General features: G+C 74.3%; 12 protein-coding genes. 5 read left to right on the top strand and 7 right to left on the bottom strand.

The features are described 5' to 3' along the window. Positions 1 to 4: 4 nt before the first annotated feature. Positions 5 to 871 (bottom strand): aldo/keto reductase family oxidoreductase, encoded by an 867-nt coding sequence (locus tag BAW75_RS10195; RefSeq protein WP_104113403.1) that lies wholly within the window; start codon positions 869 to 871, stop codon positions 5 to 7. Positions 872 to 998: 127 nt separating this feature from the next. Here BAW75_RS10195 and BAW75_RS10190 point away from each other — a divergent pair, with 127 nt between their 5' ends. Further along, entirely contained in the window at positions 999 to 1,409 is a 411-nt protein-coding gene (locus BAW75_RS10190) for a winged helix-turn-helix transcriptional regulator (protein ID WP_043327593.1), read from the top strand. Between the two features lie 10 nt (positions 1,410 to 1,419). On the opposite strand, the gene BAW75_RS10185 is transcribed toward BAW75_RS10190, so the two are convergent. Then, positions 1,420 to 1,956, bottom strand: coding sequence for a SixA phosphatase family protein (locus BAW75_RS10185; RefSeq protein WP_043327592.1), 537 nt, complete (start codon positions 1,954 to 1,956; stop codon positions 1,420 to 1,422). A gap of 117 nt (positions 1,957 to 2,073) precedes the next feature. Here BAW75_RS10185 and BAW75_RS10180 point away from each other — a divergent pair, with 117 nt between their 5' ends. Continuing rightward, a complete protein-coding gene (locus BAW75_RS10180; RefSeq protein WP_030500523.1) occupies positions 2,074 to 2,364 on the top strand; it encodes a DUF6458 family protein in 291 nt (96 codons plus the stop codon). 85 nt (positions 2,365 to 2,449) lie between these two features. Here the strand turns inward: BAW75_RS10180 and trhA are convergent, their stop codons facing one another. Beyond that, the gene (gene trhA, locus BAW75_RS10175) at positions 2,450 to 3,127 is read right to left on the bottom strand and encodes a PAQR family membrane homeostasis protein TrhA (protein WP_030500524.1); all 678 of its coding nucleotides are present in this window, start codon (positions 3,125 to 3,127) and stop codon (positions 2,450 to 2,452) included. Positions 3,128 to 3,202: 75 nt separating this feature from the next. Here trhA and BAW75_RS10170 point away from each other — a divergent pair, with 75 nt between their 5' ends. Genes BAW75_RS10170 through BAW75_RS10160 form a run of 3 tightly spaced genes read left to right on the top strand, consistent with a single transcriptional unit; the run spans position 3,203 to position 5,410 of the window. Beyond that, a complete protein-coding gene (locus tag BAW75_RS10170) occupies positions 3,203 to 3,817 on the top strand; it encodes a 5-oxoprolinase subunit B family protein (protein WP_104113402.1) in 615 nt (204 codons plus the stop codon). Then, the gene (locus tag BAW75_RS10165; protein ID WP_104113401.1) at positions 3,814 to 4,677 is read left to right on the top strand and encodes a 5-oxoprolinase subunit C family protein; all 864 of its coding nucleotides are present in this window, start codon (positions 3,814 to 3,816) and stop codon (positions 4,675 to 4,677) included. The genes BAW75_RS10170 and BAW75_RS10165 overlap by 4 nt, the downstream gene beginning before the upstream one ends. Then, positions 4,661 to 5,410 carry a LamB/YcsF family protein gene (locus BAW75_RS10160; RefSeq protein ID WP_104113400.1) on the top strand — a complete coding sequence of 250 codons (750 nt, stop codon included), beginning with the start codon at positions 4,661 to 4,663 and terminating at the stop codon, positions 5,408 to 5,410. Before BAW75_RS10165 ends, BAW75_RS10160 begins: the two co-directional genes overlap by 17 nt. 60 nt (positions 5,411 to 5,470) lie before the next feature. On the opposite strand, the gene BAW75_RS10155 is transcribed toward BAW75_RS10160, so the two are convergent. The 4 genes from BAW75_RS10155 to BAW75_RS10145 all read right to left on the bottom strand — a co-directional run bounded on the left by BAW75_RS10155 (position 5,471) and on the right by BAW75_RS10145 (position 12,366). Beyond that, a complete protein-coding gene (locus BAW75_RS10155; RefSeq protein WP_104113399.1) occupies positions 5,471 to 7,303 on the bottom strand; it encodes an NHL domain-containing thioredoxin family protein in 1,833 nt (610 codons plus the stop codon). A 118-nt stretch (positions 7,304 to 7,421) separates the two neighbouring features. Further along, positions 7,422 to 10,199 (bottom strand): LppU/SCO3897 family protein, encoded by a 2,778-nt coding sequence (locus BAW75_RS10150; protein ID WP_104113398.1) that lies wholly within the window; start codon positions 10,197 to 10,199, stop codon positions 7,422 to 7,424. Positions 10,200 to 10,546: 347 nt separating this feature from the next. Then, positions 10,547 to 10,684: a hypothetical protein gene (locus BAW75_RS32295; RefSeq protein ID WP_013283356.1), complete on the bottom strand. Its 138-nt coding sequence runs from the start codon at positions 10,682 to 10,684 to the stop codon at positions 10,547 to 10,549. 224 nt (positions 10,685 to 10,908) lie between these two features. Then, positions 10,909 to 12,366, bottom strand: coding sequence for a dihydrolipoamide acetyltransferase family protein (locus BAW75_RS10145; protein WP_104113421.1), 1,458 nt, complete (start codon positions 12,364 to 12,366; stop codon positions 10,909 to 10,911). Between the last annotated feature and the right edge of the window lies 1 nt (position 12,367).

The raw sequence follows: 12,367 nt of genomic DNA, 5'->3' as shown, positions 1-12,367 counted from the left end.
CGTCTCAGCTGCCGATCCGGTCCAGCTCGGCGAGATCCTCGCCGGAGAGGGCCAGCCCGGCGCCGGCGACGTTCTCGCGCAGGTGCGCGACGGACTTGGTGCCGGGGATCAGCAGGATGTTCGGGGAACGGCGCAGCAGCCAGGCCAGGGCGACACCCATCGGTGTCGCCCCGAGGCGCGCGGCCACTGCCGACAGCGCCGAGGACTGCAGCGGGGTGAAGCCGCCGAGCGGGAAGTACGGCACGTAGGCGACGCCCTGCCGGGCCAGCTCGTCGATCAGGTCGTCGTCTGCGCGGTGCGCCAGGTTGTAGTGGTTCTGCACGCAGACGATGGATGTGATGGCCTGTGCCTCGGTGACCTGTTCCGGCGTCACGTTGCTCAGGCCGAGGTGGCGGATCAGGCCCTCCCGCTGGAGCGCGACGAGCGTCTCCAGCGGCTCGGCGAGCGAGCCGGGCTGCGGGCCCGTGGCGTCGCCGAGCCGCAGGTTGACCAGGTCGAGCCTCTCCAGGCCGAGCGTCTCCAGGTTCTCCCGGACCTGCCGGCGCAGGCTGCGCGGGTCGCGCGCGGTGGGCCAGCCGCCCTGCTCGTCCCGGTCCGCGCCGACCTTGGTGACGACATACAGCGACTCCGGGTACGGGTGCAGCGCCTCCCTGATCAGCCGGTTGGTGACGTACGGCCCGTACGCCGCGCTGGTGTCGATGTGGGTGATGCCGAGCGCGACCGCCTCGCGCAGCACCGCGAGGGCGCCCTCGTGGTCCGCCGGTGGTCCCATGACCCACTGGCCGGCGAGCTGCATCGCGCCGTAGCCGAACCGGGTCACGGTCAGGTCGCCCAGCGTCCAGGTGCCGCCGGGAAGGGTGGTGGGGGCCATGCGTGTACCTCTCGTCGTTACGCGACGCCGCCGGGTCGCGGCGGCCGCCCTCCACTATCGGGATGTTACTTTCTCATGGGAAGTAGGCACCTGAAAGTGCGTAGCTCACCGGGCGGCAGGAGCAGAGATGAGCAAGGCCGAGTACGACGCGTTCCTGGCCGGGTGCCCCAGCCGGCAACTGCTCGACCGGATCACCGACAAGTGGGTCGCACTCGTGCTGGCCGCGCTGCGCAGCGACGGCTCACACCGGTTCGGGGCGGACTGCGCGGGCGACCCACGACCGAGGCGATACTCCGAGCTGTTCCGCACGCTGCCCGGGGTCAGCCAGAAGATGCTCACCCAGACGCTGCGCGCCCTGGAGCGCGACGGTCTGATCACCCGCACCGTCGAGCCGACAGTGCCGGTGACGGTCACCTACGAGATGACCGACCTCGGGTTCTCCCTGCACGAGATGATCCGCGGCCTGAAGTCCTGGGCGGAGGCGCACATGGACGACGTGCTCGCCAACCGGGCCGCGTACGACACCCGCGTCGGCTGAGCGCTGTGGATCAGGCGCGGGCGGTGTGGCGGCCGGTGATCGGCGCGGTTCCGGGCCCGAGGTCGGCCCAGCGGGTCGTCGGCCGGTGCACCACCAGGTCACTGGTCCGCAGCCCGTCCGGGTCGGCCCGCTGCGGGTCGAGCAGCGCCGACAACAGTGAGATCCCCGGATTGTGGGCGACCAGCAGCACGGTACCGGCGGTCGGCTCGACGGTCCACAGCAGCTCCAGCAGCTGATCCGGAAGCGCGTCGTACGCGCTCGCCTCGTACCGCACCGCGGGCGCCGAGCCCGCCGGACCGCTCTCCGTCGGCGAACCGCTCATGCCCATCGCCGCGTCGTGCCAGGTCTGCCGGGTACGCCGGGCGGGCGAGCAGAGCACCACGTCGGGGAGCAGCCCGTGCCGGGCCAGCCAGGCCCCGGCGGTGGCCGCGTCGGCGTGCCCCCGCGCGGTGAGTGACCGCTCCACGTCCGGGAGGTCCCCGGACGGCTCGGCCTTGGCGTGCCGCAGCAGCACCAGCGTCCGCTGCCCGTTCCTGCCGTCCGTCATACCGCCCAGCTTGCCTGATTGACGATCAAAGCGCCTGGGTATGTCGATGTGTGCCGCTACCTCATCCATGGCCGCGGCGGGCAGGAAACGCCAGCAGGACGCCAAGGAGGCGACGTCATGGGCATCGGTGCCAGCATCTTTCTCATCGCGCTCGGCGCGATCTTCGCGTTCGCCGTCGACGCCAATCTGGGATGGCTGAACCTCAACGTGGTGGGCTGGGTGCTCATGCTCGCCGGCGTCGCCGGCCTGCTCACCACGCTCTACTTCTGGAACAGCCGCCGCCGGGTCGTGGCCGCGCCGGTGCGTGAGCGGGTCGTCGCCGAGCCGGTCGCACCGGTGCGGGAGGACCGCGTCGTACGCGAGGAGTACCGCGAGGTGCGTGGTCCTGGCTCGGGTTACCCGGCCTGATCCCGTACCCCCGAACCCGAGGGCCCCGCAACGGCGCGGGGCCCTCGCGCGTGTCCGGGGCCGGTCCGGCGCGGCGCGGCTCGGCTCAGGCGAACAGGGCGAAGTAGATCGCGATGTGGTGGCAGATCGCCGCGACGAGCGTGCAGGCGTGGAAGAACTCGTGGTGCCCGAAGACCGTGGGCCACGGGTTCGGGCGGCGCAGCGCGTAGAACACCGCGCCCACGCTGTAGATCGCGCCGCCCACCGCCAGCAGCACCAGCGCGGTGACGCCGCCGGAGTGCAGGATCTGCGGCAGCATGGCCACCGCTACCCAGCCGAGCGCGAGATAGAGCGGGGCGGAGACCCAGCGCGGCGCGTGCGGCCAGATCAGCTTCACCGCCACGCCCGCGATCGCGCCGCCCCAGACCAGGCTCAGCATGATCGTGGCCTGCCGGGTGTCCAGCAGCAGCGCGCAGAACGGCGTGTAGGTGCCGGCGATGAACACGAAGATCATAGAGTGGTCCATCCGGCGCATGATCTGGTAGCCGCGTTCGGACCAGACCCGCCGGTGGTAGAGCGCGCTGGTGCCGAACAGCCCGCACACGGTGAAGCTGTAGATCAGGCAGCTCACCAGCGGCGCCCAGCCGGGTCGGCCGGCGGCGATCGAACACAGCACGATGCCGCAGACGAGAGCGGCGAAGAACGCGTATGCGTGCAGCCAGCCGCGCATGCGCGGCTTCCCGATGTCGGCCGGCCGGAGCCGGAACGGTGCGGATGTGGTCACATCAACAGGTTACGACAGCGTAGGTTACTTGCAAGTAGTGTGGACCGTCACGTCAGCCGACGGGAGGATGACCGGATGCGGATCCGGCCGGTCGGGACCCACGCCCTGCTGCTCGACTGCGACGACCCCGAGCAGGTCGAGGCATGGCGGGCCGAACTGTGGCACCGGCGCGCGAGCCGCGAGCTGACCGCCACCGAAATCGTCCCGGGCGCGGTCACCGTGCTGCTCGACGGCGTACCGGACCCGTCGGCCGCCGCCGACCGGATCGCCGGTTGGCGGCCACGGACCGGCGGCCCCGGCGCGACCACCGCCGAGGTCCGGGTGCCAGTCGTGTACGACGGCGAGGACCTGCCGCGCGTCGCCGCCCACTGGGACACCGACGTGCCCGCCGTGATCGACCGGCTGCGGCGTACCGAGTTCCGGGTCGCGTTCTGCGGATTCGCGCCCGGGTTCGCGTACCTGACCGGGCTGCCGCCCGAGCTGGCAGTGCCCCGGCTCGCCACACCGCGTACCCGGGTGCCGGCCGGCTCGGTCGCGCTCGCCGGCCCGTACGCGGGCATCTACCCCGCCGCGTCACCCGGCGGCTGGCTGCTGGTCGGCCGGACCGACCTGCCGCTGTTCGACGTGCACGCCGACCCGCCGGCCCGGCTCACCCCCGGCACCCGGGTCCGGCTGGTCGACACGCCGTGATCGAGGTACTGCGGGCCGGGGCGCTCACCACCGTCCAGGACCAGGGCCGACCGGGGTGGGCGCACCTCGGCGTACCCCGCTCCGGCGCGCTCGACCCGGCCGCCCTGCGCCTGGCCAACCGCCTCGTCGGCAACCACGAGCACGCCGCCGGGCTGGAGATCACCATGACCGGCTGCGCGCTGCGCTTCACCCGGGCCGTCGCGCTCGCGCTCACCGGCGCCCCGGCCGACGTGGCCGTCGAGTGGCCGGCCGGGGACACCCGGCCGGGCGACGTGGGACTGCCGCTCGCACTACCGGCGGGCGCGGTGCTGCGCGTCGGGCCGGCCCGGGCCGGCGTACGCACCTGGCTGGCGGTCAGCGGCGGAATCACCGTCGAACCGGTGCTCGGCAGCCGATCCACCGACACGCTCTCCGGGCTCGGGCCGCCACCGCTGCGCGACGGGGACCGGCTGCCACTCGGCACCGCGGACCGGCCGCCGCCCCCGGTCGACCTCGCCGTCACCCGGCCGGTCCCGGACGAACTGCGGCTGACCGTGCGCCCCGGCCCCCGGCAGGACTGGTTCAACCCGCAGGCGCTGGACCTGCTGTGCGGCACCGCGTACACGGTGAGCCCGGACAGCAACCGGATCGGCGCGCGGCTGGCCGGCGCGGCGCTGCCCCGCGCGGTCGCCGGCGAACTGCCCAGCGAGGGCCTGGTGCTCGGCGCGGTGCAGGTCCCGCCGGACGGCCAGCCGCTGGTCTTCCTGGCCGACCACCCCACCACCGGCGGTTACCCGGTCGTCGGAGTGGTGGACGACGTGACAGCGTTCGCCCAGGCCCGGCCAGGCACTACGGTGACGTTCCATGGACCTCAACGCTGACCTGGGCGAGGGATTCGGAAGCTGGCGGCTCGGCGACGACCACGCGCTGCTCGACCTGATCAGCTCCGCGAACGTCGCCTGCGGCTTCCACGCCGGCGACGCGGCCACCATGCACCAGGTCTGCGCCGCCGCCGCCGAACGCGGCGTAGCGGTCGGCGCGCAGGTCGGCTACCGGGACCTCGCCGGCTTCGGCCGGCGGCACATCGCGTACGACTTCGCCGAGCTGCGCGACGAGACGATCTACCAGCTCGGCGCGCTCGACGCCTTCTGCCGGCTGTACCGCACCCGGGTCCGCTACCTCAAACCGCACGGCGCGCTCTACCACGCGGCGGCCCGCGACAAGGCCGTGGCCGCCGCGCTGGTGGCCGCGATCAGCGGGTACGACCACGAGCTACCGGTGCTCTGCCAGCCCGGCAGCGTGCTCGCGCAGCTCGCCACCGGCGCCGGCCTGCGGGTGGTGGCCGAGGGGTTCGCCGACCGCAACTATCTCCCGAACGGCACGCTGGTGCCGCGCAGCTCCCCCGACGCGCTGGTGACCGACCCGGAGCAGGTGGCCGTCCGGGCGGTACGGATGGCCGTCGAGCAGACGCTCGTCGCCGTCGACGGCACGGTGATCGCCTGCCCGGTCGAGTCGATCTGCCTGCACGGGGACACGCCCGGCGCGGTGCGGTGCGCGGAGCTGGTCCGCGCCGCGCTCATCGACGCGGGGGTCACGCTCACTCCGTTCACGTGAAAGGAAGGGCCCCTTCTTAACGCCTCCGGTAGAGGAAGGGCCCCTTCTTAACACGCGCTGTCAGGCGTCCATGCCACGCAGGACCAGTGGCACGCGGGTCGCGCCGCCGGTGACCACCCGGACCGGCACGCCCCAGTCCTGCCGCGTCAGGTGACAGGCCGCGTGCTCCACGTCGGCGTCGCAGGTCGCCGCCTGGGCGGTCACCTGCAGCACCCCCTGCGTCACGTCGCCGCTGACCACCAGCTTGCGGGACAGGTCGGTGGTCGTGCCCGCGCCCTCGACCAGCAGCTCCGGCGGGGACGCCGAGACCACCAGCCGGGTCGACGGCCCGTACGTCTCGTCGAGCTTCTGCCCCGGCGCCGGCGTGAAGATCACGTCCAGGGTCAGCTCCCCGGCCGCCACGTCGGTCGGCTTGCGCTCCAGCCGGTGCCGGGGGCCGTCCACCGTGTTCGCCCCGGCCGACGTCAGCGCGCCCGGCGCCAGCCGGGTCAGCCGGTGCGCGGCCGACTCGACCACGAGCACGTCGCCCTCGCCGGTCAGCACCAGGTCGCTCGGCTCGGCCAGCCCGTCCGCCACGGTGCCCACCTGGCCGGTCTCCGGGTCGAAGCGGCGCACCGCCCCGTTGTACGTGTCGGCGATCAGCACCGAACCGTCGGGCAGCGCGCACACACCCAGCGGATGCTGGAGCAACGCCTGGTCGGCCGGGCCGTCGACGTGCCCGAAGTCGAACAGGCCCTGACCGACTGCGGTGTGCATCACACCGTCTTCGACCCACCGGATCGCGCTGGTCTCGCTGTCGGCCACCCAGAGCCGTGTCCCGTCGACCGAGACGGACAACCCGGACGGCTGGGCCATCCACACGTCCGGCAGCGGGCCGTCGCGCAGCGCCTCGACTGTGGTCCCGGCGTACATGCCGGCGGTCCGCTTGATCGGGTCGAACCACCAGAGCTGGTGGATGCCGGCCATGGCGACGATCACCCGATCGCCGTACCAGGCCACGTCCCACGGGGACGACAGGTCGACGGCGCGGGCGTCGTGCGCGTGGTCGTCGACGGTCGAGCGCCACTGCCGCCCGGTGCCCGCGATCGTGACCACCTCGCCGGACGACAGCCGTACGCCGCGCAGCAGGTGGTTGACGGTGTCCGCGACGACCACGTCGTAACCGGCGACCTCGGCCACGTGCGGCGGCAGCAGGCAGCGCGCCTGCGGCTCGGCGAACGTGGCGGCGGAGGCCGGGCCGTCCGTACGGCCCCGGGAACCGGCGCCGATGCGGCGAACCACCGTCTCGCCGTCGGCGGCCAGCTCCACCAGCGAGTGCCGGGCCGAGTCGCTGACCAGCAGGTTCCCGCCGTCGAGCGGCAGCGCCTTGCCGGGGAACCGCAGCACGGTGTCCGGCTCGGCCGGCGGCACGTACGGGCCCTCGCCCCGGTGCAGCGTGCCCTTCGCCTCATGGGTGGCGATCAACTCGTCGATCAGCCGCGCCAGCCCTTCGGCGTGCCCCTCGCCGGCCATGGTGGCGACCACGTAGCCCTCCGGGTCGACCACGGCCAGAGTCGGCCACGCCTTGGCCGCGTACTGCTGCCACATGTCCATGTCGGCGTCGTCGAGCACCGGGTGGTGCACGCCGTACCGCTCGACGGCCGCGGCCAGCGCCGCCGGGTCCTTCTCGTGCTCGAACTTCGGCGAGTGCACCCCGATCACGACCAGGACGTCGCCGTACTTCTCTTCGAGCGGGCGCAGTTCGTCCAGCACGTGCAGGCAGTTGATGCAGCAGAAGGTCCAAAAGTCCAACAAGACGATCTTGCCGCGCAGGTCGGCCAGCGTGACGGCCTTGCCGCCGGTGTTCAGCCAGGCCCGACCCCGCAGTTCCGGTGCCCGTACGCGCGCGCTCATGCCCCCATCGTGCCGCACTGGCCGGGTGCGCTCGCGGCGAACCCGGGGTGAACAGAGGCACACCGGAACGGCGCGGAGCGCCCACCCGGTGAGGGGTGGACGCTCCGCGTACGTGTGGTTACTGGCCGGCCGGCTTCAGGCAGAGCACCCGGGTGGTCCCGCCGTTCTCGACGGAGACGGTGGGCTGCGTCAGATCGGCGCACTTGTCCTTGTTGTCCACCTTCGACACCACGCTGAACGCGCCCTGCTCACCGCAGTCGGCGGGAACGGCGGTCTCGCCGGACTGCTTGACGCAGGAACCGACCGCCGGGTCGAAGCCCGCCGGCTTGTCGTCGCCGACCTTGCCGAGCAGCGTGAGCAGACCGAGCGGTACGGCGAGGATGAGCACCGCCGCGATCAGTACGGCGGCCAGCACCCGTCCGTTGCGTACCTTCGGCGGGGGCGCCTCGGTCTGCGGCTCGGCGGCGTCCGGCTTGAACGCGTCGAACCGGCCCTGCTCCGGCTCACCGGACGGCGCGTCCTGCGACCAGGCCGGCGGGGCCTGCTGTGCCGGGAAGGGGCTCGTCTCGCCCGGCCGGCCCTGGCCGGGCACCGCGACGGAGGCGCGCCCACCGGCCGGCGGGCCGAACTGGTCCGGCTGGCCGCCGAACGGCTCGGGCCGGCCGGCCGGGCTGCCGAACGCATCCTGGCGGCCGCCCTGAGGGCCACCGAACGGGTCCTGATGGCCGCCGGGCGGGCCGAACGGGTCCTGGCTGCCACCCGGGGTGCCGTAGGGGCTCTGCGGGCCGTCGAACGGGTCCCGGACCGCGCCGGGCTGCTCGCCGCCCGGGTGCACCCCGTTGGCGGGGCGGGTGTTGGCGGGCGGGTCCATGAAGGACGGCACACCGGCCGGGAACGGCGGCGGCGCGGCCGGCGAGGACGGCGGCACGGCGGCGTACCCGTGCGGCCCGTCGGCGTCGACGGTCCGGGACTGCGGGCCGGGGAAGCCGTTGTCCGGGCCGAATCCGGAGGGCCCGTCCTGCTCGGGGAAGCCGTGACCGTCCTGCTCGGGCGTGTCCTCGGGCTCCGGGCGGGCGGGCCGGCCGTACACCCGGGGCTGTGGCGCCGGGGTGCCGGTCGGCAGGGGCTGGTCGGACGGCGGGGTGACCCGGCTGGTCACCGGGACCGACGCGCTGGCCGAGACCGGGCCGCCCTCCGGGGAGGTACGCGGGCCGGGCACGGAGGCCGACTGCGACTCGCCCCACGCGCCGTCACCGCGCTCCGGCTCGTACCCCTGGGGTTCGGCCGGCGCGGGCGGCTGGTCGGCGGGCGGCGACGCGGCGAGCGCGGCTCCGGGCACGCGCTGCTGCTGTGCCGGCAGCGGCACCGCGTTGCCGGGCGAGATGCCCGGCGCGGGAGCGGGCTGGTACGCCGGGGCGGAGTCCTCGGAGCGGCCCCACGCCTCGGCGGGCGACCACGGCTCGGCGGCCGGTACGGCCAGGCGGTCGTTCTGGTTGCCGCCCCAGCCGCCGTCGGGCGCCGGTACGGAGACGCTCGCGCGGGCCGCCGGAGTATCGACCGGTGCGGCGGCACCCCAACTGGGCTGTGCCGGCTCCTCGGCCGACCGGCCGCTCTCCTGCTGCTGCGGCACGGACGCGGCACCGCTCCAGGCGCCGGCCTGCTCCTCGGAGTCACGCTGCTGCGGTACGGCGGGGGCGCCCCAGCCACCGGGCTGCCGGCCCTGGTCCGGCTCACCCCAGCCGCCCGGCTGTGCCGCCTCGGCGGGGCCGGCGGCGCGGCCCGCGGCCCAGCCGCCGGAGCGGTCCGGGTCGTCGGGGCGGGCGGGCTCATCCCAGCCACCCGGCCGGTTCTCGGCCTGCGGGGCGGGCCATCCGCCGTCGTGCTGTCCACCGGTCGGACGCCAGCCGCCGGAGCGGTGCGAGTCGTCCTCGCCAGCGGCGGAGCGGTTGTCCTGATCGGACTGCTCCGGAGTGGACCACGCGTTGTCCGGCCGGGTGACGCCGGGCACCGAGACCGCGGCGGCGGCACGGGCGGGCGGGTCGGCCGGCGGCCAGGTGGCGCCGGTCTGCTGACCCGGAGGTGCCCAGGCCGGCTGGCTCTCACGCGGCGTCCAGCCGCCGGAGCGGCCGGGATCGTCGGCCGCGGCGGGCTGCTCGTCGCGCGGGTTCCAGCCGCCGGAGCGGTTCGGATCGTCCGGCGGCGCGGCGGTGGACCAGCCACCGGCGTGTCCCGGGGCGTCGTCGTGCTGCCCGCCGGTGGGCGCGAAGCCGCCGGAGCGGTGCGGGTCGTCCGGCGGGGCGGGCGTGACCCAGGTCTCGTTCGGCACGGTGGCCGGGGCGGGGACGTAACCGGTGCTGCGGGCGGCCGGGTCGCCGGACGGCGACCGGGCCGGCTGCTCACCGGAGCCCCACCCCTGGCGGTTCTGCTCGGCGGCCCAGGCCGGCGCCGTCGGCTCGACCGGGCTGCCCGGCGGCGTGGCGGCCCACGCGGGCGGCGCCGGGTCGGCGGCGCGGTCCGGGCCGGGCTGCTCCTGAGCGCCCCACACGGGACTGCCCTGGGCGGGACCGGCCCAGGCGGGGGCGCCCTGGTCGGTGCCGCCCCAGGCGGGCTGCTGCCCACGGTCGGCGGGCGGTGGGACCTGGGCGGTGGCCCGGCCGGTCACCGGCTGGCCCGCGGGCGGGGCCCAGGCGGGGGGCTGTTCGTCGTTAGCGGCCCAGGCCGGGGCCGGCTGCGCGGGCCGACCGGCCGGCGGGGGCGGCGCCCAGCCGAGGTCGGGCGCTCCGTTGTACCCGTTGTCCTGCTGCGCCGGCTGATCGCCGTACGGCACCGGTCCGCCGGTGCCCGGCGACACCTCGCCCGGCTCCTGGCCGGGGCGGTGCGGAGCCTCGGACGTCATGGGTGCGCCTCCTCCATCACAGGTCGGCCGCCGATGCCGGTCCGGGGAACCGTCGGCATGGCTGCCGGCGTCGCCGGCGGGTACCGGCCGTGCGGGCTCCCCGCACCGTATCCGGTGGTTGCCCGGAGCCGCCCGGGGGAGCATCGGCCGTCACCGAAAGTCACCGGACGACGTCGATGAGTTTCACTTGCCCGCGTCGGCCCGGAACCACCGGTTGGCGACCGTGCCAACCGTACCGGGCGGTGCGGCGAGGTGGAATCCCGGTGCCGACCGATGCCGATACGCCGAAGACCCGCCCGGTGTCGGGCGGGTCTTCGGACTGGAGGAGGTGAGAAAGGTCTGTGGCGTCAGCTCATGTGACGCTGGGCGATGGCGAGAAGCTCCTCGCGGACCGCGGGCGAGTTCGCGGAACGCAGCGCGTGCTCGATGGCGCGGGCGCGGCGGTTGGCGTCGCGGCGGGTGCGGATTCGCTCGATCATGCTCATCTTGGGTCTCTCCTCCTGGCTATTCGGTTGTCAGCCCCTTGATGTCTCTATTTAAGCGCACCAGGCCGCCCATCGCCATCGATTATTAGGTGAGCTGAACCACGTACCTAAGGATCGTAGGTCAGCCTGCCCTCAGATCCGATGATTCCGTTCCCGAAACGGTTACGGCCGGTGTGCCGGGCGTTCACCCGTGGCACACCGGCCGTGACCGGAGCGGTGGTGCGTCAGGTCCAGGCGAGCAGCGCCGCCTCCGGATCGGCCAGGAAGTCCCCGATGTCGCGGAGGAACTTCGAGCCCAGCTCACCGTCGATGATGCGGTGGTCGAAGGAGAGGCCGAGCGTGGTCACCAGGCGCGGCTTCACCTTGCCCTTGTGCACCCACGGCTGCTCCCGTACCGCGCCGAAGGCGAGGATCGCCGACTCGCCCGGGGGCAGGATCGGCGTACCGGTGTCGACGCCGAAGACGCCGACGTTGGTGATGGTGAACGTGCCGCCGGACATGTCCGCCGGGGACGTCCTCCCCGACTTCGCGGTCTGCACCAGGTCCGTCATCGCGTCCGCCAGCTCGCGCAGCGAGAGCCGCCCGGCGTCCTTGATGTTCGGCACGATCAGGCCGCGCTCGGTGGCCGCCGCGATGCCGAGGTTGACGTACTCCTTCACCACGATCTCGTCGCCGGCCCAGGTCGAGTTGACCATCGGGTGCCGCTTGACCGCCAGCAGCACCGCCTTGGCGACCAGCAGCAGCGGCGAGACCCGCACGTCGCGCCACTCCCGCCGGTCGCGCAGCCGGTCCAGCGCCTTCATCGCCCGGGTCACGTCGACGGTCAGGAACTCCGTCACGTGCGGGGCGGTGAACGCCGAGCGGGCCATGTTCTCCGCGGTGAGCTTGCGTACCCCCTTGACCGGGATGCGCTGCTCGCGGTCCGCGCCGAAGCTCGCGGCCGACGCGGGCGGTGCCGCGACCGTCAGCGGCTCGGCCGCCGCCGGAGTCGCGGTCGCCGCCCGCTGTACGTCCTCACGGGTGATCGAGCCGAGCGGACCCGAGCCGGTGAGCGTGGCCAGGTCGATGCCGAGATCCTTCGCCAGCTTGCGGACCGGCGGCTTGGCGAGCACCGGACCGGAGACCCGGCCGTTGCCGTTGACCGCCGGGGCGGGAGCGGGCGGGGCGGGCGCGACCGGCGCGGGCGCCACCGGGGCGGCGGCCTGACCCGGTGCCGGCGCGTCACCCTTGCGCGGGCGGCGCTTGGCCGGGGCGTTGCGCGGGCCGTAGCCGACCAGCACGGCGGTACGCCCACCCGGGGCCACACCACCGATCAGGCCCGGCTCGACCATGCCCTCGGCGGGCGCGACCTGGACCGCGGCGAGCGACGCTGCCGACGGAGCGGGCAGGTCCGACGCCGGGGTCGCGGTCGTCGACTCCTCGATCGGCCCGGCGCCCGGGTCGGTGTCGATCGCGATGATCGGCACGCCGACCTCGACAGTGGACCCCTCCGGGTGGAAGATCGCCTGCACCCGGCCGGCCCACTTCGCCGGGATCTCGACCGCCGCCTTCGCGGTCTCCACCTCGACGATCGGCTGGTTCAGCTCGATGTCGTCGCCGACCTTGACCAGCCAGGCGAGGATCTCGCCCTCGGTCAGGCCCTCGCCCAGGTCGGGAAGGTTGAACTCCTTGATCCGGGACATG

The sequence above is a fragment of the Micromonospora chalcea genome (assembly GCF_002926165.1).
Lineage (GTDB): Bacteria > Actinomycetota > Actinomycetes > Mycobacteriales > Micromonosporaceae > Micromonospora > Micromonospora chalcea.
Note: the sequence above shows the minus strand (reverse complement) of the source record. Positions and strands in the feature narration are given on the sequence as shown.